The 24,981-nt window shown below is 68.4% G+C and carries 26 protein-coding genes; 16 read left to right on the top strand and 10 right to left on the bottom strand.

What is annotated here, in order from left to right; genetic code table 11:
* Positions 1 to 51: 51 nt before the first annotated feature.
* Positions 52 to 957, top strand: a complete 906-nt coding sequence (locus SBI67_RS21540) for an alpha/beta fold hydrolase (protein WP_318982504.1) — start codon at positions 52 to 54, stop codon at positions 955 to 957.
* A gap of 1 nt (position 958) precedes the next feature.
* Here SBI67_RS21540 and SBI67_RS21545 read toward each other — a convergent pair whose 3' ends face one another.
* The gene (locus SBI67_RS21545) at positions 959 to 1,357 is read right to left on the bottom strand and encodes an MmcQ/YjbR family DNA-binding protein (RefSeq protein WP_318982505.1); all 399 of its coding nucleotides are present in this window, start codon (positions 1,355 to 1,357) and stop codon (positions 959 to 961) included.
* Between the two features lie 59 nt (positions 1,358 to 1,416).
* On the opposite strand from SBI67_RS21545, the gene ligA reads away from it, so the two are divergent.
* Together ligA and SBI67_RS21555 are read left to right on the top strand one after the other, a co-directional pair.
* Positions 1,417 to 3,474: an NAD-dependent DNA ligase LigA gene (gene ligA / locus SBI67_RS21550; protein WP_318982506.1), complete on the top strand. Its 2,058-nt coding sequence runs from the start codon at positions 1,417 to 1,419 to the stop codon at positions 3,472 to 3,474.
* A gap of 54 nt (positions 3,475 to 3,528) precedes the next feature.
* Positions 3,529 to 3,783: a metallothionein gene (locus tag SBI67_RS21555; RefSeq protein WP_266047060.1), complete on the top strand. Its 255-nt coding sequence runs from the start codon at positions 3,529 to 3,531 to the stop codon at positions 3,781 to 3,783.
* Between the two features lie 3 nt (positions 3,784 to 3,786).
* Here the strand turns inward: SBI67_RS21555 and SBI67_RS21560 are convergent, their stop codons facing one another.
* Positions 3,787 to 4,446, bottom strand: coding sequence for an ACT domain-containing protein (locus tag SBI67_RS21560; protein ID WP_318982507.1), 660 nt, complete (start codon positions 4,444 to 4,446; stop codon positions 3,787 to 3,789).
* Positions 4,447 to 4,519: 73 nt separating this feature from the next.
* Here SBI67_RS21560 and gatC point away from each other — a divergent pair, with 73 nt between their 5' ends.
* The 4 genes from gatC to gatB all read left to right on the top strand — a co-directional run bounded on the left by gatC (position 4,520) and on the right by gatB (position 8,939).
* The gene (gatC, locus tag SBI67_RS21565; RefSeq protein ID WP_318982508.1) at positions 4,520 to 4,819 is read left to right on the top strand and encodes an Asp-tRNA(Asn)/Glu-tRNA(Gln) amidotransferase subunit GatC; all 300 of its coding nucleotides are present in this window, start codon (positions 4,520 to 4,522) and stop codon (positions 4,817 to 4,819) included.
* Positions 4,816 to 6,300 carry an Asp-tRNA(Asn)/Glu-tRNA(Gln) amidotransferase subunit GatA gene (gatA, locus tag SBI67_RS21570; RefSeq protein WP_318982509.1) on the top strand — a complete coding sequence of 495 codons (1,485 nt, stop codon included), beginning with the start codon at positions 4,816 to 4,818 and terminating at the stop codon, positions 6,298 to 6,300. Before gatC ends, gatA begins: the two co-directional genes overlap by 4 nt.
* Positions 6,301 to 6,361: 61 nt before the next feature.
* Positions 6,362 to 7,393, top strand: coding sequence for an ATP-dependent 6-phosphofructokinase (locus tag SBI67_RS21575; RefSeq protein ID WP_266047064.1), 1,032 nt, complete (start codon positions 6,362 to 6,364; stop codon positions 7,391 to 7,393).
* A gap of 43 nt (positions 7,394 to 7,436) precedes the next feature.
* A complete protein-coding gene (gene gatB, locus SBI67_RS21580) occupies positions 7,437 to 8,939 on the top strand; it encodes an Asp-tRNA(Asn)/Glu-tRNA(Gln) amidotransferase subunit GatB (protein WP_318982510.1) in 1,503 nt (500 codons plus the stop codon).
* 12 nt (positions 8,940 to 8,951) lie between these two features.
* On the opposite strand, the gene SBI67_RS21585 is transcribed toward gatB, so the two are convergent.
* Positions 8,952 to 10,082 (bottom strand): PQQ-dependent sugar dehydrogenase, encoded by a 1,131-nt coding sequence (locus SBI67_RS21585; RefSeq protein ID WP_318982511.1) that lies wholly within the window; start codon positions 10,080 to 10,082, stop codon positions 8,952 to 8,954.
* A 160-nt stretch (positions 10,083 to 10,242) separates the two neighbouring features.
* Here SBI67_RS21585 and SBI67_RS21590 point away from each other — a divergent pair, with 160 nt between their 5' ends.
* Positions 10,243 to 11,064, top strand: a complete 822-nt coding sequence (locus SBI67_RS21590) for a DoxX family protein (protein WP_318982512.1) — start codon at positions 10,243 to 10,245, stop codon at positions 11,062 to 11,064.
* Here the strand turns inward: SBI67_RS21590 and SBI67_RS21595 are convergent, their stop codons facing one another.
* Positions 11,065 to 11,463: a PH domain-containing protein gene (locus SBI67_RS21595; protein ID WP_318982513.1), complete on the bottom strand. Its 399-nt coding sequence runs from the start codon at positions 11,461 to 11,463 to the stop codon at positions 11,065 to 11,067.
* 275 nt (positions 11,464 to 11,738) lie between these two features.
* Between SBI67_RS21595 and SBI67_RS21600 the strand changes: the two genes are divergently transcribed.
* The 3 genes from SBI67_RS21600 to ilvC all read left to right on the top strand — a co-directional run bounded on the left by SBI67_RS21600 (position 11,739) and on the right by ilvC (position 15,185).
* Entirely contained in the window at positions 11,739 to 13,595 is a 1,857-nt protein-coding gene (locus tag SBI67_RS21600) for an acetolactate synthase large subunit (RefSeq protein WP_318982514.1), read from the top strand.
* Complete coding sequence (gene ilvN, locus SBI67_RS21605; protein ID WP_318982515.1) at positions 13,592 to 14,098, top strand: acetolactate synthase small subunit; 507 nt, start codon at positions 13,592 to 13,594, stop codon at positions 14,096 to 14,098. The genes SBI67_RS21600 and ilvN overlap by 4 nt, the downstream gene beginning before the upstream one ends.
* A 73-nt stretch (positions 14,099 to 14,171) precedes the next feature.
* Positions 14,172 to 15,185, top strand: coding sequence for a ketol-acid reductoisomerase (gene ilvC / locus SBI67_RS21610; RefSeq protein ID WP_318982516.1), 1,014 nt, complete (start codon positions 14,172 to 14,174; stop codon positions 15,183 to 15,185).
* 60 nt (positions 15,186 to 15,245) lie between these two features.
* On the opposite strand, the gene SBI67_RS21615 is transcribed toward ilvC, so the two are convergent.
* Genes SBI67_RS21615 through SBI67_RS21625 form a run of 3 tightly spaced genes read right to left on the bottom strand, consistent with a single transcriptional unit; the run spans position 15,246 to position 17,343 of the window.
* Positions 15,246 to 15,671 (bottom strand): hypothetical protein, encoded by a 426-nt coding sequence (locus SBI67_RS21615; protein ID WP_318982517.1) that lies wholly within the window; start codon positions 15,669 to 15,671, stop codon positions 15,246 to 15,248.
* Positions 15,668 to 15,883 carry a hypervirulence associated TUDOR domain-containing protein gene (locus tag SBI67_RS21620; RefSeq protein ID WP_266047072.1) on the bottom strand — a complete coding sequence of 72 codons (216 nt, stop codon included), beginning with the start codon at positions 15,881 to 15,883 and terminating at the stop codon, positions 15,668 to 15,670. The genes SBI67_RS21615 and SBI67_RS21620 overlap by 4 nt, the downstream gene beginning before the upstream one ends.
* A 32-nt stretch (positions 15,884 to 15,915) precedes the next feature.
* Positions 15,916 to 17,343 carry a phytoene desaturase family protein gene (locus tag SBI67_RS21625; RefSeq protein ID WP_318982518.1) on the bottom strand — a complete coding sequence of 476 codons (1,428 nt, stop codon included), beginning with the start codon at positions 17,341 to 17,343 and terminating at the stop codon, positions 15,916 to 15,918.
* A gap of 61 nt (positions 17,344 to 17,404) precedes the next feature.
* On the opposite strand from SBI67_RS21625, the gene serA reads away from it, so the two are divergent.
* Genes serA through SBI67_RS21640 form a run of 3 tightly spaced genes read left to right on the top strand, consistent with a single transcriptional unit; the run spans position 17,405 to position 20,615 of the window.
* On the top strand, positions 17,405 to 19,000 hold the full coding sequence (serA, locus tag SBI67_RS21630; RefSeq protein WP_318982519.1) for a phosphoglycerate dehydrogenase: 1,596 nt from the start codon (positions 17,405 to 17,407) through the stop codon (positions 18,998 to 19,000).
* On the top strand, positions 18,997 to 20,025 hold the full coding sequence (locus SBI67_RS21635; RefSeq protein WP_318982520.1) for a 3-isopropylmalate dehydrogenase: 1,029 nt from the start codon (positions 18,997 to 18,999) through the stop codon (positions 20,023 to 20,025). The genes serA and SBI67_RS21635 overlap by 4 nt, the downstream gene beginning before the upstream one ends.
* A 5-nt stretch (positions 20,026 to 20,030) precedes the next feature.
* Positions 20,031 to 20,615: a hypothetical protein gene (locus tag SBI67_RS21640; RefSeq protein ID WP_318982521.1), complete on the top strand. Its 585-nt coding sequence runs from the start codon at positions 20,031 to 20,033 to the stop codon at positions 20,613 to 20,615.
* On the opposite strand, the gene ahpD is transcribed toward SBI67_RS21640, so the two are convergent.
* Together ahpD and SBI67_RS21650 are read right to left on the bottom strand one after the other, a co-directional pair.
* Positions 20,612 to 21,145: an alkyl hydroperoxide reductase AhpD gene (ahpD, locus tag SBI67_RS21645; RefSeq protein WP_318982522.1), complete on the bottom strand. Its 534-nt coding sequence runs from the start codon at positions 21,143 to 21,145 to the stop codon at positions 20,612 to 20,614. The two genes, SBI67_RS21640 and ahpD, sit on opposite strands and share 4 nt — an antisense overlap.
* Positions 21,145 to 21,732: a peroxiredoxin gene (locus tag SBI67_RS21650; RefSeq protein WP_318982523.1), complete on the bottom strand. Its 588-nt coding sequence runs from the start codon at positions 21,730 to 21,732 to the stop codon at positions 21,145 to 21,147. Before SBI67_RS21650 ends, ahpD begins: the two co-directional genes overlap by 1 nt.
* Positions 21,733 to 21,913: 181 nt before the next feature.
* Between SBI67_RS21650 and SBI67_RS21655 the strand changes: the two genes are divergently transcribed.
* The gene (locus tag SBI67_RS21655) at positions 21,914 to 22,519 is read left to right on the top strand and encodes a dihydrofolate reductase family protein (protein WP_318982605.1); all 606 of its coding nucleotides are present in this window, start codon (positions 21,914 to 21,916) and stop codon (positions 22,517 to 22,519) included.
* Here the strand turns inward: SBI67_RS21655 and SBI67_RS21660 are convergent.
* Positions 22,516 to 23,703, bottom strand: coding sequence for an MFS transporter (locus tag SBI67_RS21660; RefSeq protein WP_318982524.1), 1,188 nt, complete (start codon positions 23,701 to 23,703; stop codon positions 22,516 to 22,518). The genes SBI67_RS21655 and SBI67_RS21660 overlap by 4 nt on opposite strands.
* Before the next feature lie 115 nt (positions 23,704 to 23,818).
* On the opposite strand from SBI67_RS21660, the gene SBI67_RS21665 reads away from it, so the two are divergent.
* Complete coding sequence (locus tag SBI67_RS21665) at positions 23,819 to 24,979, top strand: alpha/beta hydrolase family protein (RefSeq protein ID WP_318982606.1); 1,161 nt, start codon at positions 23,819 to 23,821, stop codon at positions 24,977 to 24,979.
* Positions 24,980 to 24,981 lie beyond the last annotated feature (2 nt).

The following is a 24,981-nucleotide window of genomic DNA, read 5'->3' on the forward strand; positions in this document are numbered from 1 at the left end:
ATTTGTTACCGGTGGTACCGGATACCGAAGGTTATGACGTAGGTTGGCTGTATGGACAACCCGCCCGACCTCCCCGGCGTGCAGCACCGCTATCTCGACCTCGGCTCCGGTGTGACGATCCACGTCGCCGACGCCGGCCCCACCGACGGACCGCCGGTGATGCTGGTGCACGGTTTCCCGCAGAACTGGTGGGAGTGGCGCCGCCATATCGAACCGCTGGCCGCCGACGGGTACCGGGTGCTGTGCCCGGATCTGCGCGGTGCCGGGTGGAGCTCCACCCCGCCGGGCGACCGCTACTTCAAGAACGACCTGGCCGACGACCTGGCCGGTGTGGTGGACGCCCTCGGCGTCGGTCCGGTGCGCCTCGTCGCCCATGACTGGGGTGGTCCGGTCGCGACCATCTTCATGCTGCGCCACCCCGAGAAGGTGGCGTCGTTCATGGGCATCAACACCGCCGTGCCGTGGCTCAAACGCGATCTCACCGCCTTGGCCAACATCTGGCGGATGTGGTACCAGATCCCGATGCTGTTGCCCGTCATCGGCCCCAAGGTGATCGCCGACCCGAAGATGCGTTTCTTCCGGTTGCTGGGCTCCTGGGTCGGCGGTGATTACGTCACCCCTGACGAGGACATGGACTTCTACCGGGCGTGCATGGCGCGGCCGGCCTATGCCGTCGCCGGGTCCAAGTGGTACCGCACCTTCCAGACCCGCGAGGCGTCACGCTGGATGCGCGGCGAGTACGACCAGCATCACGTCACGGTTCCGGTGCGCTGGCTGCACGGCACCGACGATTCGGTGCTGACTCCCGAACTGCTGCGGGTGCTGCCCGAGCGCTGCGCGGATTTCGACCTCGAACTGGTGCCCGGCGCCGGGCACTGGATCATCGAACAGTGCCCGGAGTTGGTGCTCGACCGGTTGCGTACGTTCCTGACGGTGGGTGCCGCAAAACCGGTGTGAATCAGGGCTTTTCGTCGAGTGCTCGGATCAGCTTCGTGCTGGCGACCAGCCGGAACGACGCGTCGACCAGTTCGCGCACCTCGCCCCAGTCCACCGCGCCCGCGGTCAGGTCCAACCCGAGCCAGCCGAACGGCCCCATGTAGGCCGGGAAGAAGAACCGGCGATCCTGCTCCAATGCCCGGCGGTCGGACTCGTCGACCTTGACCAGCAGTGCCGACGGGTAGGCGAGCATCCCGCGCTCGGTTTTCACGTTGCCGCCGAACATGGCGAACATCTTCGGCGCGCAGAACGCCGGCCGGCCCCAGGACACCTTCTCGAAGGCCTCCGGGAACCCCAACGCGATGGCGCGGACCTCGGCCAACCCGAAGTCGTCGTCGCCGAACATCACCGGATGCGGCACGGAACGCAGTCTATCCAGCGCCGCGAGAGCTGTCGGCGGCCTCGACTAGCCTCACACGGGTGAGCTCATCGGACTCTGAGGTGCGCGGCCGCTGGCAGGAACTGGCCGAGGAAGTGCGCGGTCACCAGTTCCGCTACTACGTCAAGGACGCGCCCGTCATCTCCGATGCCGAGTTCGACGCGCTGTTGCGTGAACTGCAGGCGTTGGAGGAGGCGCACCCGGAGCTGCGCACCCCCGACTCGCCGACACAGCTGGTCGGCGGCGCGGGCTTTGCCACCGACTTCGCCTCGGCCGACCATCTGGAGCGGATGTTGTCCCTGGACAACGTCTTCGACAGTGACGAGCTGTCGGCCTGGGCCGCCCGGATCAGCGCCGAAACCGGCGAGAACACCGAGTACCTGTGCGAACTTAAGATCGACGGTGTCGCGCTGGCGCTGGTCTACCGCGACGGCAGGCTGGTGCGCGCGGCCACCCGCGGCGACGGGCGCACCGGTGAGGACGTCACCCTCAACGCCCGCACCATCGACGACATCCCCGAGCGCCTGACCTCCTCTGACGAATTCCCGCTGCCTGCCGTCCTGGAGGTGCGCGGCGAGGTGTTCTTCCGGCTCGCCGATTTCGAGGACCTCAACGCCGGCCTGGTCGCCGAGGGGAAGGCGCCGTTCGCCAACCCGCGCAACAGCGCGGCGGGGTCGCTGCGGCAGAAGAACCCGGCCGTCACCGCACGACGCCGGCTGCGGATGATCTGCCACGGCCTCGGTCACGTCGAGGGGGCGACGTTCCCGTCACTGCACGACGCCTACCGCGCCCTGGGCGCGTGGGGCCTGCCGGTGTCCACCCACACCACCCGCGTGCAGGGCATCGCCGAGGTGGCCGAGCGGATCGGCTACTGGGGTGAGCACCGCCACGACGTCGAACACGAAATCGACGGGGTGGTGGTCAAAGTCGACGAGGTGGCGCTACAACGCCGGCTGGGCTCCACCTCCCGGGCGCCGCGCTGGGCGGTGGCCTACAAGTACCCACCCGAGGAGGTCACCACCAAGCTGCTCGACATCCGGGTCAATGTCGGCCGTACCGGCCGGGTCACGCCGTTCGCCTATATGGAGCCGGTGAAGGTCGCCGGGTCGACGGTGGGGCTGGCCACCCTGCACAACGCCTCGGAGGTGAAACGCAAGGGTGTGCTGATCGGTGACACCGTGGTGCTGCGCAAGGCCGGTGACGTGATCCCCGAGGTGCTGGCGCCGGTGGTCGACCTGCGTGACGGTACCGAGCGCGAATTCGTCATGCCCACAACATGTCCCGAATGCGGCACCCCGCTGGCACCGGCCAAGGAGGGCGACGCCGACATCCGCTGCCCGAACACCCGCAGCTGCCCGGCGCAGCTGCGGGAGCGGGTGTTCCACGTCGCAGGCCGGGGCGCCTTCGACATCGAGGGCCTGGGCTACGAGGCGGCCACCGCACTGCTGCAGGCCGGGGTGATCGCCGACGAGGGCGACCTGTTCACCCTCACCGCCGACGACTTGTTGCGCACCGACCTGTTCACCACCAAGGCCGGTGAACTGTCGGCCAACGGCAAGCGGTTGCTGGCCAACCTCGGCAAGGCGAAATCCCAGCCGCTGTGGCGGGTGCTGGTCGCGCTGTCCATCCGCCATGTCGGGCCGACCGCTGCGCGCGCCCTGGCCGGCGAGTTCGGTGACCTGGACTCCATCGTGTCGGCCTCCGAGGAACGGCTGGCCGCCGTCGAAGGTGTCGGCCCCACCATCGCCGCCGCGGTCAAGGAATGGTTCACCGTCGACTGGCACCTGGACATCGTGGAGAAATGGCGCGCCGCCGGCGTGCGGATGGCCGACGAACGCGATGCCGGTATCGAGCGGACGCTGGAGGGGCTGTCGATCGTCGTGACCGGGTCGTTGACCGGTTTCTCGCGGGACGAGGCCAAGGAGGCCATCCTGGTCCGCGGCGGCAAGGCGGCCGGCTCGGTGTCGAAGAAGACGGCATACGTGGTCGCCGGTGACGCTCCGGGCTCCAAGTACGACAAGGCCGTCGAACTGGGCGTGCCGATCCTCGACGAGGACGGCTTCCGCGCGCTGCTGGAAAACGGTCCCGACGCCGGCTAGTTTGCCGCCGCCGCGCACCGGTTACCCCTCGACGACGACGAGAGGGGACCGAGCATGGCGATCTGCGCTACCTGTGGCAACGACTACGACAAGGCCTTCACGGTCAGCTGGGGTGACGACAACAGCGCCACCTTCGACAGCATCGAATGCGCGGCGGCCAAGGTGGCGCCGGAATGCGCACACTGCGGCTGCCGCATCCTGGGGCACGGCATCGAGACGCCCGAGGCGATCTTCTGTTGCGCTCACTGCGCTCGTAAGGACAGCAACGCCGACGTCAACGACCGCTATCCGGTACCCGCCGGGGCCTGAGCCTCAGCGCAGGATGGTGGCCACGATGCCGGCGAGATAACCCAGCCGGGCCACCTCCGACGGCCGGAAGGCCGGTCCGCCGGGACGGCCGAGCAGCACCGCGGTGTGCTGGTCGCCCAGCGGCGCGGCCGCCAGCGTGGTGTCGATATCCCGCCACACCTGCGGTACCCACTCCGCGGTGCCGTCCAGCACCGCGGCGTGCTCGATCGGCAGCCAGGGCGCGGATTCGGCCAGGGTCTCGGGCGCGCCGGGGCTGCCGACGACGGTCTGCAACCGGGCCTCGGTGTGGCGCAGCACCGAACACCAGCCCACCCGAAGCACTTTCGGGGCTTCGTCGGCCAGCGCGCGCAGCTTGTCGGCGCGGTCGCCGGCGGCGGCGATGTGGTCGACCAACTCGAGTTCGCGATGCGCTTCCAACAGCCCGGTGTGCGGCCGGATGCTGTCGACGTACACGCCTTGGATGTGTTCGGCCGCGGTGATCAGCGCATCGGGCATGGAGCCCACGGGCAGGTCGACCACCAGGTCGTCGATCGCGTAACCGGCGCCGCGCTCGACGACGTCGAGGGACAGGATGTCGGCGCCCACCGAGCCGAGCGCGACGGCCAGCGAGCCGAGGCTGCCCGGTCGGTCCTCCAGCTGGACCCGCAGCAGATATGACGGCACGGCCAACACCTTGTCACAGCGGCCGGGGAGCGGCGAATCTGGAGCGCGGCGGCAGCGACTAGGCTGCGTTGTCGTGTCACAGATCTCCCGGGACGAGGTAGCCCACCTGGCGCGGCTGGCCCGTCTAGCCCTGACCGACGGCGAGTTGGACAGCTTCGCCGGCCAGCTCGACGCCATCCTGGCGCATGTCGGCCGGATCCAGTCCGTCGACGTCACCGGCGTCGAAGCCACCGACAACCCGCTCAAGAGCGTCAACGTCACCCGCCCCGACGAACTGGTGCCCAGCTTGGACCAAGACCAGGCCCTGGCCGCCGCGCCGCGCGCCGAGGACGGTCGCTTCGCGGTGCCCCGCATCCTGGGAGAGCCCGAATGACCACCGAACTCATCAGGCAGGACGCTGCCACCCTCGGCGCCCGCATCGCCGCGAAAGAGGTCTCCTCGACCGAGGTGACCCAGGCGCATCTGGACCAGATCGCCGCCACCGACGAGCGCTACCACGCGTTCCTGCACGTCGGGGCCGAGCAGGCGCTGGCCGCGGCGGCCGAGGTCGACCGCCAGGTGGCCGCCGGGGAGGCGCTGCCCTCGCCGCTGGCCGGGGTGCCGCTGGCCCTCAAGGACGTCTTCACCACCACCGATGCGCCGACCACCGCGGGGTCCAAGATCCTGGAAGGGTGGCGTTCGCCGTACGACGCGACGGTCACCGCGAAGCTGCGCGCCGCAGGCATCCCGATCCTGGGCAAGACCAACATGGACGAGTTCGCGATGGGGTCGTCCACCGAGAACTCGGCGTACGGTCCCACCCGCAACCCGTGGGACACCGAACGGGTGCCCGGCGGCTCCGGCGGCGGCAGCGCCGCGGCGCTCGCGGCGTTCCAGGCCCCGCTGGCGATCGGCACCGACACCGGTGGCTCCATCCGGCAGCCGGCGGCGCTGACCGCGACGGTCGGCGTCAAACCCACCTACGGCACCGTCAGCCGCTACGGCCTGATCGCGTGCGCGTCGTCGCTGGACCAGGGTGGCCCGTGCGCGCGCACCGTGCTGGACACCGCGCTGCTGCACCAGGTGATCGCCGGGCACGACCCGCGTGACTCCACCTCGCTCGATGCCCCGGTGCCCGATGTGGTGGCCGCGGCCAAGGCCGGTGCCACCGGCGACCTGACCGGCGTGCGCGTCGGCGTCGTCAAGCAGCTGCGCGGGGAGGGCTACCAGCCCGGCGTGCTCGCCTCGTTCAATGCCGCGGTCGACCAGTTGACCGCGCTGGGCGCCGAGGTCGTCGAGGTGAACTGCCCCAACTTCGACCACGCGCTGGCGGCCTACTACTTGATCCTGCCCTCGGAGGTGTCGAGCAACCTGGCCCGCTTCGACGCCATGCGGTACGGGCTGCGGGTGGGCGATGACGGCACGCGCAGCGCCGAAGAGGTGATGGCGCTGACCCGGGCCGCCGGATTCGGGCCGGAGGTCAAGCGCCGCATCATGATCGGCACGTACGCGCTGTCGGCGGGCTACTACGACGCGTACTACAACCAGGCGCAGAAGGTGCGCACGCTGATCGCGCGTGACTTGGACCGCGCCTACCAGAGCGTCGACGTGCTGGCCACCCCGGCAACGCCGTCCACCGCTTTCCGGCTGGGGGAGAAGGTCGACGATCCGCTGGCCATGTACCTGTTCGACCTGTGCACCCTGCCGCTGAACCTGGCCGGGCACTGCGGCATGTCGGTGCCGTCGGGACTGTCGGCCGACGACGGCCTGCCGGTCGGCCTGCAGATCATGGCGCCCGCGCTGGCCGACGACCGGTTGTACCGGGTGGGGGCGGCGTACGAGGCCGCCCGCGGCGCGCTGCCGACCGCACTGTAACCGGCTGCCCACGGCCCGCGCCGGTGCGCCCCGACGGGGCGGAACTGGCAGGATCTAGATCATGCGTATTGGCGTGCTGACTGGTGGTGGTGACTGTCCCGGGCTGAATGCGGTGATCAGGGCGGTGGTGCGGACGTGTGACCAGCGCTACGGGTCGTCCGTGGTCGGCTTCCTGGACGGGTGGCGCGGTCTGCTGGAGGACCGCCGGATACAGCTGGCCAACGACGACCGTAACGACCGGCTGCTGGCCAAGGGCGGTACCATGCTGGGCACCGCGCGGGTCAATCCCGACGCTCTGCGTGCCGGCCTGGACCAGATCAAGCAGACGTTGGAGGACAACGGGATCGACGTGCTCATCCCGATCGGTGGCGAGGGCACGCTGACCGCGGCGCACTGGCTGTCCGAGGAGAACGTCCCGGTGGTCGGGGTGCCCAAGACGATCGACAACGACATCGACTGCACCGACGTGACCTTCGGGCATGACACCGCGCTGCAGGTGGCCACCGAGGCCATCGACCGCTTGCACAGCACCGCCGAATCGCATCAGCGGGTCATGCTCGTCGAGGTGATGGGCCGGCACGCCGGCTGGATCGCGCTGAACGCGGGCATCGCCAGCGGCGCGCATATGACGTTGATCCCCGAGCAGCCGTTCGACGTCGAGGAGGTGTGCCGTCTGGTCAAGAAGCGTTTCCAGCACGGCTCTTCGCATTTCATCTGCGTCGTCGCCGAGGGTGCCAAGCCGGCGGAGGGCACCATGTCCCTGCGTCAGGGCGGGTTGGACGAGTTCGGCCACGAGAAGTTCACCGGGGTGGCCCAGCAGCTGGCGCTCGAGGTGGAGAAGCGCATCAAGAAGGACGTGCGGGTGACGGTCCTGGGCCACGTGCAGCGCGGTGGCACCCCCACCGCCTATGACCGGGTGCTGGCCACCCGCTTCGGGGTGAACGCCGCCGACGCCGCACACGCCGGCGAGTTCGGGATGATGGTGTCGTTGCGCGGTCAGGACATCGGTACGGTTCCGCTGGCCGACGCGGTGCGCCAGCTCAAGCTGGTGCCGCAGTCCCGCTACGACGACGCCGCCGAGTTCTTCGGCTGACGGGGCGTTTTTCGGCCGACCGGCCCCCACTAGGATCGACGCCATGTCTGTCGATACCGCCGAGCTCCTGGACTACGACGAGGTCATCGCCGCCTTCGACCCCGTCATGGGTATGGAGGTGCACGTCGAGCTGTCGACCGCCACCAAGATGTTCTGCGGCTGCGCCAACGAGTTCGGCGCCGAGCCCAACACCCAGGTGTGCCCGGTCTGCCTGGGGCTGCCCGGCTCCCTGCCGGTGCTCAACGAGGCCGCCGTCGAATCGGCGATCCGGATCGGGCTGGCGCTCAACTGCTCCATCGCGCCGTGGGGGCGGTTTGCCAGGAAGAACTACTTCTACCCGGACCAGCCGAAGAACTACCAGATCAGCCAGTACGACGAGCCGATTGCGGTCAACGGCTACCTCGACGTCCCGCTGGACGACGGCACCACCTTCCGTGTCGAGATCGAGCGCGCGCACATGGAGGAAGACACCGGCAAGCTGACCCACCTGGGCAGCGACACCGGCCGGATCGCGGGGGCCACCACCTCACTGGCCGATTTCAACCGGGCCGGCGTGCCGCTGATCGAGATCGTCACCAAGCCCATCGAAGGCACCGGCGAACGGGCGCCCGAGATCGCACGCGCCTACGTCACCGCGCTGCGCGATCTGCTGCGCGCCCTGGCCGTCTCCGACGTCCGGATGGATCAGGGGTCGATGCGCTGCGACTCGAACGTATCGCTGAAACCCAAGGGCGCCAGCGAGTTCGGTACCCGCACCGAGACGAAGAACGTCAACTCGCTCAAAAGCGTCGAGGTGGCCGTGCGTTACGAGATGCGCAGGCAGGCAGCGGTGCTGACCTCGGGCGGCACCGTCACCCAGGAGACCCGCCACTTCCACGAGGCCGGCTACACCACGGCCGGGCGCAGCAAGGAGACCGCGCAGGATTACCGGTACTTCCCGGAGCCCGACCTGGAGCCGGTGGCCCCCAGCTCCGAGCTGGTGGAGCGGTTGCGCACCACCATCCCCGAGCTTCCGTGGTTGGCGCGTAAGCGGATTCAGCTGGAGTGGGGCATCTCCGACGAGGTGATGCGCGACCTGGTGAACAACGGCGCCATCGACCTGGTGGCGGCCACCGTCGCCGAGGGCGCCGCCAGCGAGGCGGCGCGCGCGTGGTGGGGCAACTTCCTGGTGCAGAAGGCCAACGAGAGCGGCGTGGAACTGGACGCGCTGCCCATCACACCCCGGCAGGTGGCCGCGGTGGTCAAACTGGTCGACGACGGAAAGCTGTCGAACAAGCTGGCCCGCCAGGTGGTCGAGGGGGTGCTGGCCGGCGAGGGCGAGCCCGAGCAGGTGATGAACGACCGCGGACTCGTTGTGGTGCGCGATGACTCGCTGATCCAGGCCGCCATCGACGAAGCTCTCGCGGCGCAACCCGATATCGCGGAGAAGATCCGCGGGGGCAAGGTGCAGGCCGCCGGCGCCATCGTCGGCGCGGTGATGAAGGCCACCAAGGGCCAGGCCGACGCCGCGCGGGTGCGCGAACTGGTGATCAGTGCTTGTAGCTAGTTGCGCCTGCGCTTAGGTCTTGTCCGCGTTGCTGCGCGGGAAGCCACCACCGGACGGGAACAGCGGGAAGACCACGTCATCCAGCTTCTCGGCGTCACCGGAGGTCTTGTTGATGGTGCCGCCCCAGACGTTTCCGTCCGGGGACACGGCCAGCGCCCAGGCGTGACCGTGCTGGTCCTGGCGCACCACCTCGGGCTCGCCGGTCACCGCGCCGGTGTCCGGGGCCATCCGCACCGCGACCGTCTGCTTGGTGTTCACCAGGTTGACCAGCACGGCACCGTCGAGCGCGGCGCAGCCGGCCACCCCGGGCTTGTCCGGCCAGCTCCACACGGTGGACACCTTGGAGTCCTTGCTGATCTTCTGCAGCCGGTCGGCGGTCGGGGTCCGGTCGGTGACGTAGAGCGAACCGTCGGCCGGGTCCATGCACATCGAGCCCGCCGCGCCCATCCCGGACAGTGCGGTGGTCGGCGGGGCCTGGTCGATGGTGGTCGGCTGCTCGATGCGCAGCACCTTGCCCGCCAGCGAGGCCGGGTCGTTGGCCAGGGCAGGGTTGCCCGCGTCCCCGGTCTGCACCACCAGTGTGGTCGGGCTGGTGAAGATCAGCGACCCGGCATTGCCGGTCGCACCTTTCGGGATGCCGGTCAGCAGCGGCTTGGGCACGTCATCGTCGGCGATGCGGATCACCCGATTGTCGGTGGGGGTGCTGATGTAGGCGTACATCAGCCGGTCCTGCGAGTAGGTGGGGGACAGCGCGATGTCCAGCAGGCCGCCGTCGCCGGACGGGTCGACCGGGATGACCACCTTCACGGTCGGCTCGGCCTTGGTCGAGACGTTCTTCACCGCGCCCGTCGTGCGCTCGGCGACCAGCGCGGACTGGCTGTCCGGGAGCATGATCAAGCCGCTGGTGCTCTCCAGGCAGCCTTGCATGACACCGGGGGCCGGGCATGCCTTGGGGAAAGGCGTGCCGGGCAGCGGCGGGGGCGGCGGCGGTGACGACGAGGGCGGGGCCTCCATCTGCGGTTCGGTGGTGAACGGCTGCGACTGGGCGTCGTCGAATCGGGCGCAACCGGCGCCCGCCACCATCACCGCGCACAGCACCGCAGCGCTGCGAAGCGCCGTCAGCGTCGGCCCGCCCTCTCTCATGCAGGCCAGACTACGGATGGTTTCGTCGGGCGCGCCATGAAGGTGCCCACCCCCGGCCCGGCGCGGCGCTGTGTCACGAGTGTGCATCGGTGTGGATACGTGGGCATTTGTACCGCGCCAATCCCGAGTCTGGGCGTGTCTTGCACTTACCCTGGCAATCGTGACCGCTGAACCTCATGACGTGACCGATTGGCAACGGCCGGCGTCGGCGCGGCTGGTCGACCCAGAAGACGACCTGCCCTCGTCGACGTACGGGGGCGATTTCGAGACGACGGCGATCCCGCGGTACGACACCAGCGGGACCGGCAAACCCGACCAGCCGAGCTATCAGCTGCTCGGCGAGCCGGAGCCGCTGCCCTATGCGGCACCCAACCCCTATGCGGCGGCGCCGGTCGCCCCGGCGGTTCCCACCGAGATCGAACCGCTGGACGCCGATCAGCGCATCCGCGCGGCCGGTCGACGCGGTACGGCCGACCTGGGCCTGTTGCTGCTGCGCGCCGGGCTGGGTGCGCTGCTGGTGGTGCATGGCCTGCAGAAGGCCTTCGGCTGGTGGGGCGGCTCGGGCCTGGGCGGATTCCAGGGATCGTTGACCGAACTGGGCTACCAGCATGCCGGTCTGATCACCTACGTCGCGGCCGGCGCCCAGATCGGTGCGGGCGTGCTGTTGGTGCTCGGGTTGTTCACCCCGCTGGCCGCGGCCGCGGCGCTCGCCTATTTGATCAACGCCCTGCTGGCGTCGATCGCCGCGAGCCCCGATCACAGTTTCGTCAGCTTCGTCGTGCCGTCCGGGCACGAACATCAGGTCACCCTGGTGCTGGTGGCCGCGGCGCTGATCCTGACCGGCCCGGGACGCTACGGGCTGGACGCGGGTCGGGGCTGGGCCCGTCGCCCGTTCGTCGGATCGTTCCTGGCGCTGTTGCTGGGTGTCGGGGTCGGCGTCGGGTTCTGGGTGCTGCTCAACGGCGCCAATCCGATCGGTTAGTCACTCGTACGGGTTGGGCACCCGACCACCGCTGGCTGCGGTCAGCAACGGCAACGTCGAGAAGGTGACCGCGGGCAGCACCAGTTCGCTGCCGTCGGTGAGCCGAGCCCGCGCCCACGAACTCTTGGTGAAGCGCAACCCGTCGATCTGGGACCAGTCCACCGTGCGGCTGTGCAGCAGTGTGCGGGCGGTGACGTGCTCGCGTTCGGCCACCGTGCGGTACCGAATGATGGTCGCCGACAACAGGATCGGTAGGACCAGCAGCACCGCGGTATAGCTGGGCCAGGCGAAGATCAGGGCCAGCAGACCCAGGGTGAAAAAGACCACCCCGAAATGGGCCATCGGGGAGATGCGGATGACGACATCGGTCTTCGCGCGCGCAGAACTCACGTCCACCATCTTCGCATCGTGTTCTCCGGCCACCGCCGCCCGTCGGTGTTCGGCTGGGGCAATTTGACCTTTGACCAGTACGCGGGCTACCGTCGGTTGTTATGCAGACCCCCGAGATTCTCGTAGTACTTGGTTGGCGCGTTGATGCCGCGCTAGCCCTTACTCGGGCATAGCACACAGCATCGACGCGCCAACCCTCGTACAGCGGCTCCCGCTGACGGGGGTTTTTTCTTGCCCAAGTGCCAAACATTCATGAATCCCACCCCCGAGACGAAGAGGACACCGTGAGCGCTCCCACCACGCGGCCCCCCGAATCCGCCCAGCGCGCGAACACCCATGTGGCGCCCGCCAAGACGGCGCCGCAGGCCAAACATGTTGCGCCCGTTGAACTTACCGGCGCCCAGTCGGTTGTTCGCTCCCTGGAGGAGATCGGCGTCGAGGTGATCTTCGGGATCCCCGGCGGGGCGGTGCTGCCGGTCTACGACCCGCTCTACGACTCGCAGAAGCTGCGCCACGTCCTGGTCCGGCACGAGCAAGGGGCCGGGCACGCCGCCAGTGGATACGCCCATGCAACCGGCAAAGTCGGTGTGATGATGGCCACCTCCGGTCCGGGTGCCACCAACCTGGTCACCCCGCTGGCCGATGCGCAGATGGACTCCATCCCGGTCGTCGCCATCACCGGGCAGGTCGGGCGCGGCCTGATCGGCACCGACGCCTTTCAGGAAGCCGACATCACCGGCATGACCATGCCGATCACCAAGCACAACTTCTTGGTGCGCGACGGCGACGACATCCCGCGGGTGATCGCCGAGGCGTTCCACATCGCCCAGTCCGGCCGGCCCGGCGCGGTGCTCGTCGACATCCCCAAGGACATCCTGCAGGGCCAGTGCACCTTCTCCTGGCCGCCGGTGATGGACCTGCCCGGCTACAAACCGAACACCAAGCCGCACAGCCGGCAGATCCGCGAGGCCGCCAAGCTGATCGCCGAAGCGCGCAAGCCGGTGCTCTATGTCGGTGGCGGCGTGATCCGGGGCGATGCGACCGCCGAGCTGATGGACCTGGCCGAACTGACGGGCATCCCGGTGGTCACCACCCTGATGGCGCGCGGCGCGTTCCCGGACAGCCACCCGCAGCACATGGGCATGCCGGGCATGCACGGGTCGGTCTCTGCGGTGGCCGCACTGCAGAAGAGCGATCTGCTGATCGCCCTTGGCACCCGCTTCGACGACCGTGTCACCGGCAAGCTGGAATCGTTCGCGCCCGACGCCAAGGTCATCCACGCCGATATCGACCCGGCCGAGATCGGCAAGAACCGGCACGCCGACGTGCCGATCGTCGGTGACGTCCGCAACGTCATCAGCGACCTGTTGGAGGTGCTGCGCCGCGAGGGCACCACCGCCGCGTCACTGAAGCTGGACAACTGGTGGGAGTACCTGTCCAGCATCAAGGCGACCTACCCGCTGAGCTACGGCCCGCAGAGTGACGGCAGCCTGAGCCCCGAGTTCGTCATCGAGAAGCTGGGCCAGATCGCCGGGCCCGAGGCGCTCTACGTCGCGGGCGTGGGCCAGCACCAGATGTGGGCCGCCCAGTTCGTCAAGTACGAGAACCCCAAGACGTGGCTGAACTCCGGTGGTCTGGGCACCATGGGCTTCGCCATCCCGGCGGCCATGGGCGCCAAGTTCGCCAGGCCCGAGGCCGAGGTGTGGGCGATCGACGGTGACGGCTGCTTCCAGATGACCAATCAGGAATTGGCCACCTGCGCCATCGAGGGGGCGCCGATCAAGGTGGCGCTGATCAACAACGGCAACCTCGGCATGGTGCGGCAGTGGCAGACGCTGTTCTACGAGGAGCGCTACAGCCAGACCAATCTGTCGACGCACAGCCACCGCATCCCGGATTTCGTGAAGCTGGCCGAGGCGCTGGGTTGTGTCGGATTGCGTTGTGAGCGCGCAGAAGACGTCGAAGACGTGATCAACCAGGCGCGGGCCATCAACGATCGCCCGGTGGTCATCGACTTCATCGTCGGCGCCGACGCGCAGGTGTGGCCGATGGTTGCCGCCGGCACCAGCAACGACGAGATCCAGGCCGCACGGGGCATCCGGCCGCTGTTCGACGACGAAGGAAACGAGGGACACGCGTGAGCGCAACGACCCACACCCTGAGCGTCCTCGTCGAGGACAAACCCGGTGTCCTGGCCCGGGTCGCATCGCTGTTCTCGCGGCGCGGCTTCAACATCCAGAGTCTGGCCGTCGGTGCCACCGAGCAGAAGCACCTGTCCCGGATGACCATCGTGGTCCAGGTCGAGGACTTCCCGCTGGAGCAGGTGACCAAGCAGCTCAACAAGCTCATCAACGTCATCAAGATCGTCGAGCAGGACGAGGAGCAGTCGGTCTCCCGTGAGCTCGCGCTGATCAAGGTGCGCACCGATGCGGCCACCCGCAGCCAGGTGATCGAGGCGGTGAACCTGTTCCGTGCCAAGGTGGTGGACGTGTCCACCGAGTCCCTGACGATCGAGGCCACCGGCACCCCTGCCAAACTGGAGGCGTTTTTGCGGGTGCTGGAGCCGTACGGGATCCGTGAGATCGTGCAGTCCGGCATTGTGTCGCTGGCGCGCGGTCCGCGCGCGATCGGCGCGGCCAAGTAACTTGAGTCCGCGCGCGATCGGCGCGGCCAAATAGCTTCACAACGAACGAAGAGACAAAGGTAAGGAAAAGTCAGTGGCAATCGAACTGTTCTACGACGACGACGCGGATCTGTCGATCATCCAGGGCCGCAAGGTCGCGGTGATCGGCTACGGCAGCCAGGGCCATGCCCATTCGCTGTCACTGCGTGACTCGGGTGTGCAGGTCAAGGTGGGCCTGAAAGAGGGCTCGAAGTCCCGCGTCAAGGTCGAGGAGCAGGGTTTGGAGGTCGGCACCCCGGCCGAGGTGGCCAAGTGGGCCGACGTGATCATGCTGCTGGCGCCCGACACCGCGCAGGCCGAGATCTTCCGCAATGACATCGAGCCCAACCTGGAGGACGGCAATGCGCTGTTCTTCGGACACGGCCTGAACATCCACTTCGGCCTGATCAAGCCCCCGGCCAACGTCACCGTCGGCATGGTTGCCCCGAAGGGCCCCGGCCACCTGGTGCGCCGTCAGTTCGTCGACGGCAAGGGTGTGCCGTGCCTGATCGCGATCGACCAGGACCCCAAGGGTGAGGGCCAGGCGCTGGCGTTGTCGTACGCGTCGGCGATCGGCGGCGGGCGTGCCGGCGTCATCAAGACCACCTTCAAGGAAGAGACCGAGACCGACCTGTTCGGTGAGCAGGCCGTGCTCTGCGGTGGCACCGAGGAGCTCATCAAGACCGGGTTCGAGGTCATGGTCGAGGCCGGTTACGCCCCCGAGATGGCCTACTTCGAGGTGCTGCACGAGCTCAAGCTCATCGTCGACCTGATCTACGAGGGCGGCATCGCCCGGATGAACTACTCGGTGTCCGACACCGCGGAGTTCGGCGGCTACATCTCCGGCCCGCGGGTCATCGACGCCGGCACCAAGGAGCGGATGCGCGCCATCCTCAAGGACATCCAGGACGGCACCTTCGTCAAGCGCCTGGTCGCCAACGTCGAGGGCGGCAATAAGGAGCTCGAGGGTCTGCGCAAGGCCAACGCCGAGCACCCGATCGAGGTCACCGGCAAGAAGCTGCGCGACCTGATGAGCTGGGTCGACCGCCCGATCACCGAAACCGCCTAGTTTTTCCCGCGATTTGTGGAGTCTTACCCGTAACCATTACGGGTAAGACTCCACAAATCGCTAGGGGGTGGCCTCGTGCCCGTCGCGGCCCGTGGTGCGACGGGCTGCTTTCATCTCGGCCTCGAACACGTGTCGACGGCCGTCCATCAGCTCGTCGCGGACCCGCTTCTCGTGGTCGCGCAACCGCTGCCAGTAGTCGTCGTCGAATTCCTCGACCACTTGGAACGTCCAGCGGCCGCGGATGACGTTGCGGCCGACCATATCCGTGCTCAGCCGTTCGGCGACCTCGGGGTGCCCGGCGGCGCGCAGGGCGTCGGCGGCCTCGCCGAGCAGCAGGTCGGCATGGCCCATCAGCTGGTGAAACGAATACAGGTGTCCTCGTGCCCGCTCGACGTACTCCAGGGCCTCGGACACCTTGCCGACGGCTTCGACGGTCTCGTCGCTGACGCCGGTCGGGCGGGCGTGCGCGTCGTCCAGCTTCGTCATGACGTCCGCTTCTTCAGCGCATCAGGTTTGTGCACGGCCTCGCGACCGGACTTGTCACTGCGCACCAGGTACTGCGGATCGTCGGAGTCGGCCCTGACCTGACGCCCGGCCGCCTCGGTGTCGGAGGTGATCTTCTTCTGTACCGTGCCGGGCACCGTGGTCCCGTGGCTGCGCCACGACACCTTGTCGCCCTTGTGCAAGTCATCACTCATACCGGCCGATATACCCACAAAGCCGGTCGGACTCACGGGGCCAGGGCCGGCAGCCGCCGGATCCCGAATTCCCTTCTGAGTACGGTGCGCGCGGCGTAGTACCCGGCCATCCCGTGCACGCCGCCGCCAGGCGGGGTGGCCGACGAACACAGATACGCCTTGGGGATCGGCGTGCTCCACGGATCCAGCCGCGGAGTGGGGCCGGCCAGCGCGCTGACCATGTTGTTGCCGCCCACCCCGATATCACCGCCGACCAGATTGGCGTTATGGTCGGCCAACCGCGATGCCGGCACGCTGCGCGCCGCGACGACGATATCGCGGAAACCGGGGGCGAACCGTTCGAAGATCGCGGTCACCGTCTCGGCCATATCCCGCGAAGAGCCGTGCGGCACATGCGCATACGTCCACAGCGGGCGCCGGCCGCCGCTGTCCACCCGGCTCGGGTCGGCCACATGTGGCAGCGCGGCGAGCACCATCGGCCATTCGGCGTGCCGACCGGCGGCGATCTCCGCCTCGGCCAGCGCCATCGCGTCCCGATCACCGCCCAGATGCAACGTCGGCGCGAGCGCCAACCGGGGATCGGTCCAGGGGATCTCATCGGCCAACACGAAATCGACCTTGGCCACCCCCGGGCCGTAGCGGTAACGGCGCAGGGCGCGGGCGTACGCAGGCGGCAGCGCGGCACCGTAGATGGACAGCAGGGCGGTGGGCGCGGTGTCGTAGAGCACCACCCCGGCCGGCGGTGCTGTCACCTCGGTGCCGAGCACCAGTTCGCCACCGTGGTCGAGCAGGTCGGCCAGCAGCACGTCGACAACGGCCTGTGATCCGCCGACCGGGATCGGCCAGCCCACTGCGTGTCCGAGGGTGGCCAGCATCAGGCCGGCGCCGCTGGACACCAGCGACGGCATCTGTGAAATGGTATGTGCCGCAACACCACTGAATAACGCCCTGGCGTCATCGCCACGCAGGGCGCCCCACAGCGGGCTGCCCTGCACCAGCAGGCGCGGGCCGACCTTGAGCGCGGCCGACACCGGTGGGACCGACCGCTTGTCGCCGAGGATGAGCCGCACCACGGCGTCGGCATCCTCGACCAGCGGTCCGAGCAGACGCCGCCAGGAGTTGCCGTCGTCGAGTTCGGCGCAGGTGCGGGCGATATCGCGATACCCGACGGCGGCGGGCCGCCCGGGCAGTGGGTTGGCATAGGAGATGTCCGGTACGGCCAGCCGCACCCCGCGTGCGGTCAGGTCGTAGTCGGCGAAGAACGGTGATGCCAGCGCCAACGGATGCACGGCCGAGCAAATGTCGTGGCGGATGTCGGGGTACTCGGGGTCGGGCAGGGTGCGCGCGCCGCCGCCAGGAGTGGGTTGGGCCTCGATGACCCGCACCGCCAGTCCGGCGCGGGCCAGGATCACGGCGGCGGTCAGTCCGTTGGGTCCGCTTCCGACGACGGTGACATCCATGACCTCATCCTGGGGGAACGCCCGGTGTTTCGTCGAGATTGCCGCCCACTATCCTGACCGCGTGAGTCTTCCCGTTGTACTGATCGCCGACAAGCTCGCCGAATCGACCGTCGCCGCTCTCGGCGACCAGGTCGAGGTCCGCTGGGTGGACGGTCCGGACCGCCCGAAGCTGCTGGAAGCGGTCGCCGACGCCGACGCGCTGCTGGTCCGTTCGGCCACCACCGTCGACGCCGAGGTGCTGGCCGCGGCGCCCAAGCTCAAGATCGTCGCCCGCGCCGGCGTGGGCCTGGACAACGTCGACGTGGACGCCGCCACCGCCCGCGGTGTGCTCGTCGTCAACGCGCCGACCTCCAATATCCACAGCGCCGCCGAGCACGCGCTGGCGCTGCTGCTGTCGGCGGCGCGACAGATCCCGGCCGCCGACGCCACTCTCCGCGAGCACACGTGGAAGCGGTCGTCGTTCTCAGGCACCGAGATCTTCGACAAGACCGTCGGTGTGGTCGGGCTCGGCCGGATCGGCCAGCTGGTCGCGGCGCGGCTGGCGGCGTTCGGCGCCCACATCGTCGCTTATGACCCCTACGTCTCCCAGGCTCGCGCCGCCCAGCTGGGCATCGAGCTGCTGAGCCTCGACGAGCTGCTGGGCCGCGCCGATTTCATCTCGGTGCACCTGCCCAAGACCAAGGAGACGGCCGGGCTGATCGGCAAGGAGAACCTGGCCAAGACCAAACCCGGCGTGATCATCGTCAACGCGGCCCGCGGCGGCCTGATCGACGAGCAGGCGCTGGCCGACGCGATCACCAGCGGCCACGTGCGGGCCGCCGGCCTGGACGTGTTCGCCACCGAGCCGTGCACCGACAGCCCGCTGTTCGAGTTGCCCCAGGTCGTCGTCACCCCGCACCTGGGTGCGTCCACCGCCGAGGCGCAGGACCGCGCCGGCACCGATGTGGCCGCCAGCGTGAAGTTGGCGCTGGCCGGTGAGTTCGTGCCCGACGCCGTCAACGTCGGCGGGGGAGCCGTTGGCGAGGAGGTGGCGCCCTGGCTGGATCTGGTGCGCAAGCTCGGCCTGCTGGTCGGCTCGCTGGCCGATGCCGCCCCGGTGTCGCTGACCGTCCAGGTGCGCGGCGAGCTGGCAGCTGGTGGCACAGAAGATGTTGGCATTCTCAAACTCTCGGCGTTGCGAGGTCTGTTCTCGGCCGTGGTCGACGAGCAGGTGACCTTCGTCAACGCCCCGGCGCTGGCCAAGGATCGCGGTGTCACCGCGGAACTCACCACCGCCAGTGAGAGCCCCAACCACCGCAGCGTGGTCGACGTGCGTGCGGTGTACGCCGACGGCGGGTCGCTGAACGTCGCCGGCACGCTGTCGGGGCCGCAGCTGGTGCAGAAGATCGTCCAGATCAACGGCCGCAACCTGGATCTGCGCGCCGAGGGCTACAACCTGGTGGTCAACTACACCGACCAGCCCGGCGCGCTCGGCAAGATCGGCACCCTGCTCGGCGGTGCCGACGTGAACATCCTGGCCGCCCAGATGAGCCAGGACGCCGGTGGTGACAGCGCCACCGTCATGCTGCGCCTGGACACCGACGTCCCCGAAAACGTGCGCGCCGCGATCGCCGCTGCGGTCGGCGCCACCACATTGGAAGTGGTTGACCTGTCGTGACTTCGACTCCACTGAACAAACTGGCCGTCATCGCCGGCGACGGCATCGGCCCCGAGGTCATCACCGAGGCGCTGCGGGTGCTCGACACGGTGCTGCCCGGCGTCGATCGCACCGAGTACGACCTGGGTGCCCGCCGCTACCACGCCACCGGTGAACTGTTGAGCGAGCAGACCATCGAGGAACTGCGCGGTTATGACGCCATCCTGCTCGGTGCCATCGGCGATCCGTCGGTGCCCAGCGGCGTGCTGGAGCGCGGGCTGCTGCTGAAACTGCGCTTCGCCCTTGATCATCACGTCAACCTGCGGCCCGGTCGGCTGTATCCGGGTGTCACCAGCCCGCTGTCGGGGGTGACCGGCATCGACTTCGTCGTCGTGCGTGAAGGCACGGAGGGGCCCTACACCGGCAACGGCGGGGCGCTGCGCGTCGGCACCCCGCATGAGGTGGCCACCGAGGTCAGTGTGAACACCGCGTTCGGGGTGGAGCGGGTGGTGCGGGATGCGTTCGCGCGCGCCCAGTCCCGGCGTAAGCACCTGACGCTGGTGCACAAGACCAACGTGCTGACCTTCGCCGGCAGCCTGTGGTCGCGCGTCGTCGCCGAGGTCGGCACGGAGTACCCCGACGTCGAGGTCGCCTATCAGCACATCGACGCGGCCACCATTCACATGGTCACCGACCCCGGCCGGTTCGACGTCATCGTCACCGACAACCTGTTCGGCGATATCATCACCGACCTGTCGGCTGCGGTGTGCGGTGGGATCGGATTGGCCGCCAGCGGCAATATCGACGCGACGCGCACCAACCCGTCGATGTTCGAGCCGGTGCACGGTAGTGCGCCCGATATCGCCGGGCAGGGGATCGCCGATCCGACCGCCGCGGTGATGAGTGTGGCCCTGCTGCTGGCCCATCTGGGCGAGGACGAGGCGGCTGCCCGGGTGGACAAGGCGGTCGCCGAGCACCTGGCCACCCGCGGCAATGCCACGCTGTCGACCAGTGCGGTCGGCAACCGGATCCTCGCGCTGCTGTAGCGGCGATGGGCGCCGTCGCGACGCTGCGCCGGCAATGCTGGCTGTTCGCGGTCGGGTCGGCTTTTTTCGCCACGGCCACCGTCCCGGGATTTTCCGCGCTGGCCGGTTCCGGAGCGGCGAACGCGTTGTGCTTCGTCGGATCCTGGTTCTTCACATCCGCGGCCTGGATGCAGCTACGGCTGTCCGATGACGGTGTGCCGTGGTGGTCCTCGGCCGTGCAGTTCACCGGTACCGTGCTGTTCAACGTCAGCACCGGTGCGGCGGTGTGGGCGCACACCGTGCTCGGTGAGCGCCGTTATGTGTGGGCCCCGGATGCCACCGGGGCGGTGGCTTTCCTGGTGTCGGGGGTGCTCGGCGTCGTGGTTGTCGGCTGGTGGGCACCCAAATCGGTTGACTGGCAAGCCGAATGGATCAATCTGGTGGGCTGCGTCGCGTTCGGGGTGTCGGCCTTGGCGGCGTTCGTCACCAAGGCCGGTGCGACGGTTGACGCTGCGGTGGCCAACCTCGGCACGTTCGTCGGGGCGCTGTGCTTCCTGGTGGCGGCGCTGCTGATCCTGCCGGGTAAGCAGGATCAGCAGCGCGCGACTTAGACCGCCGCGAGCGCGTCGGCCGTCGCCAACGCCTGCGCCACTCCCGAGATGATGGCGGCCAGCCGGATCGCCTCGAAGATGACGGTTCGGTCGACCCCGGCATCGCGCAGCACGGTCTCGTGCGCGGCCAGGCAATGCCCGCAGCCGTTGATCGCCGAGACGGCCAGCGACCACAGCTCGAAATCTTCTTTGGCGACACCGGGATTGGCGATGATGTTCATCCGCAATCCGGCCCGCAGGTCGTCGTAGCGCCCGTCGAGCTGCCCCTTGGTGCGGTAGAACACGTTGTTCATGCCCATGATCGCCGCGGCGCCCAGTGCAGCGTGGTAGGCCTCTTCGGACAGCACGTCGAGTGCGTCCTCGGAGATCTCGCGGAGCAGCCGCTGCGATTTCGTCGCGGCGGCCGTCGCGACGAAGGCCCCCCACAGCTGCTGTTCGGACAGCTCGGTACTGCGGGCGATGCTGCCGAGGTTGAGCTTGAGATCCTTGGCGTACTCGGGCAGTGCGTCTTTGATGTTGTCGAGGGACATCAGACCGCCTCGGCCAGCAGCTCGCCGGCGTTGATGGTGGGATCGCCCTTGCGCCAGTTGCACGCGCACAGTTCGTCGGACTGCAGGGCGTCGAGCACCCGCAGCACCTCGTCCACGTTGCGGCCGACCGACCCGGCCGTCACGGAGACGAACTGGACCTCGTTGTTGGGGTCGACGATGAAGGTGGCCCGGTCGGCGACGCCCTCGGAGTTCAGTACGCCTGTTGCCGTGGACAGTTCGCGCTTGAGGTCCGACAGCATGGGGAAGGGCAGTTTCTTGAGGTCTTCGTGCTGGGCCCGCCACTGGAAGTGCACGAACTCGTTGTCCACCGACACCCCGAGTACCTGGGCGTCCCGATCGGCGAATTCGTCGTTCAACTTGCCGAAGGCCGCGATCTCGGTGGGGCAGACGAAGGTGAAGTCCTTGGGCCAGAAGAACACGATCCGCCATTTACCGGCGTGGTCGGTGCTGGTGACCTTGGTGAAGTAGTCGTCGGGTTGCTTGGCATCGACCTTGGAAAGGTCGCCGCCGATGACGGCAGTCAGATCGTACGCGGGGAATTGGTCACCGATGGTGAGCAACGGCATCTCGAACGCCTTTCCAAACTGGAACAGTTCCAATGTTTACTACTTTGATTCTGCGCGTCCGGCGAATGCGCGACAACACCTCCCGCCGTGATTGTGGACACATACACAGCGTGAAACCGGATGTGCAATAGCCTCTTTGGTGTTCGCGATGAGTTCCTCTCGCGGTCTGGGTCTGATCACCATGGGAATCATTCAGATCGCTTTGTTCGCCACTGTCGATCTCGTCGGGCAGGCGCCGGGTGGCCCCGACGAGGACCCCGACGGGTTCGCCTTCGGCGGCTGGCAGGCGCCATTGGTGGACGATGTCACCGGGGCGCAGATCGCCGCGGCCTACGAGGGCGTCGATGCGCTGTTGCTCGGCCGGCGCACCTACGACATCTTCGCGGCGTATTGGCCGCACCAGGACGACGCCTTCGGCGCGCTGTTCAACCGCATCCCCAAATACGTGGCGTCGCGCGGCACGCCCGAGTTGTCCTGGATGGGGTCCGCGCAGCTGGGCCCGGATCTGGCCGGTGCGGTCCGCGACATCCGGGACCGGCATGAGCGGGTGTGCGTCGTGGGCAGCCTCAATCTGGTGCAGACCCTGCTGCGCGAGAAGCTCTTCGATCGGCTGGACCTCTGGGTGCACCCGATTGTGCTGGGTGCCGGCAAGAAGGTGTTCGACGGTGGCGCGGTGCCCGCGAACCTCACCCTGCTGCAACCGCCGGCCGCCAGTCCGAAGGGCACCGTGCACCTGCGCTACGCGTTGGCCGACGGTATCCCCGAGACCGGGGATATGAGCGCCTAACTCGCGCCGTGCGGATCGGTGGGCACCACCGGGATGGCGACCACCGGGAACAACGCGCACACCGCAAACGCCGCCGGATACCCGAACACTCCGATCAGCGCCCCGAACAACGGCGCGGCGGCGGCGGACGCCAAGTGCTGGCTGGTGTTCTGGGTGCCCAGCGCGCGCCCACTCCAGAACGGACCCGCGATCTCGGCGATGGCGGTGAACGCCAATCCGTTGTCCGACACCGTGATCACCGAGGCGATCACCACCAGGGCGACGCTGATGGGGGAGTGCAGCCAGTCGGTGAGCGCCAGCAATGCCATCGACGCCGCGGCGCCCACGGCGATCGTGCGGATCGGCCTCAGCCGTGACCCCGTCACGTCCGACCAACGCCCGGCCGCGATCCGTCCTGCCGCCCCGAGGATCTGGGCAACCGTCACCAACAGCCCTGCCGAAGCGGCCGACCATCCGCGGGTGGTCATCAACCACACCAGGGTGAACGTCCACACCACCGATTGCGGCACCACCAGCAGCACCGAGACGGCGTGGATGCGCCACAGCACCGACGAGCCACGGTAGGGGTTGGCCAGGTGCTCGTCGGGGGCCTCGGCGCGCGGCGGTCGCGGCGGGTCGATCACCCCCACCAGGCACATGACCGCGGCCAGTGCGCACACGATCGCCGGGAACAGCAATGCCGTTGCGACACCGTGAGATTCGGCAAGTCGGGGAATGATCAGCGCGCCCAGTCCCACGCCCAGTGGCGTCGCGGTCTGGCGGATGCCCATCACCAGGCCACGTTGTTCGGGCGGGAACCAGCCCACCACCAGCCGCCCGCTCGCGGAATTGCTGCTGGCTGCGGCCATTCCGCCGATCAACAGGAAGGCCCCGACCCCAACCAGGGACTGCACCGAAGCCGCGGCGAAGGCGGCCGCGGCGGTGAGTGCCGAGCCCAACGTCAGTACCAGGCGTTCGCCGAACCGGTCGACGACATAGCCCCACAGGATCAGCGTCGTCACCATGCCCAGGCTCGGCATCGCCGACAAGGTGCCCGCCCGCGCCAGATCGAGCCCGCGTTCGGTGTGCAGCGTCGGGATCAGGAATGCGGCCCCGTTGATGAAGACGTTGGCGCAGGTGGTCGCGGTGAGCGCGATGACCAGCATGGACCAGCGACGGGCGGTGCCGATAGTCGTGGTGGGCATACCGCCATGGTGTCACGTTCTTCCCAATATATTGAACGAGTATCTCAATATATGAGATGCCCGAGAACTGTCATAGCCTGGGCCGGTGAACCTGCGCAGACTGGCCGGCACTGTGCTGGCATTCGGGGTGGTGGCCGCAACGGCGACCGCAACGCCAACCGCGGCGGCTGTCGCACCCGAGTGGTCCGGCTTGGATGCCCGCCACTTCGCTGCCCCGATCCCGGCGCCTGGCAAGCTGATCGAGTCGGTGGAGCTGAATCCCGCGCTGAGTGTTCCGGGGGCCGCCCGGGCCTTCCGGATCTTGTATTCGACGGTAAACCAACACGATTCACCCGCGGTCAGCACCGCGGCGGTGTTCGTGCCCGCCGGTCGGGCGCCTGAGGGTGGCTGGCCGGTGATCGCCTGGGCGCACGGCACCGTCGGGCTGGGGGATGACTGCGCGCCCTCGGCGCTGCCGCGCAGCCAGCGTGACAACGAGTACCTGTCGCACTGGCTGGATCAGGGGTACGTGGTGGTGGGGTCCGACTACGCGGGGCTCGGCACACCCGGCCTGATGAGCTATCTCAACGGTGTTTCCACTGCGCACAGCGTCGTCGAATCGGTGATGGCCGCGCATCAGTTGGACCTGCCGCTGTCGCCGAAGTGGGCGCTGGTCGGTCAATCGCAGGGTGGTGGCGCCGCCGTCAACAGCGCGCGCTGGGCCACCGAGTTCAGCCGCGGTGCCGGCCTGGACTACCGCGGGGTGGTGGCCACCGGCACCCCGTTCAATGTGGAATCGATTGTGAAACAGGCCGGGCCTGATATGACCCTGCCGCCCAATGTCGGCCCGGCCGCCAACAGTTACACCGCCTACATTCTGGCCGGGCTGCGGGATGCGTGGCCCGATCTCGGCATTGACGGCGTGCTGACCCCAGCCGGACGCAGCGCCGTGCAGCAAGCCGAGACGCTGTGCAAACCGGCGCTGGACAAGGCATTGGCCGCCATGACGCCGAGCGGCTTCTTCCGGGCGCCGCTGGCATCGCTGCCCGGGCTCGCCGACGCGCTGGACGCCTATCTGGGCACGCCCACCGACGGGTACGACCGGCCGATCTTCCTCGGGGTCGGGCTGCGCGACCGCGACGTCCCACCGGGCATGTCCATGGCGCTCGACGAACGGCTACGGGCCAGCGGTCAGGACGTGACGCTGAAGGTCTACCCCGACCAGGACCACTCCGGGACGGTGCTCGCGTCGATGATCGACTCCACCCCTTTTTTGGCGGCGCAGTTCGCTCACTAGGC

The organism is Mycolicibacterium chengduense (assembly GCF_033741155.1).
In the GTDB taxonomy this organism is placed as follows: domain Bacteria; phylum Actinomycetota; class Actinomycetes; order Mycobacteriales; family Mycobacteriaceae; genus Mycobacterium.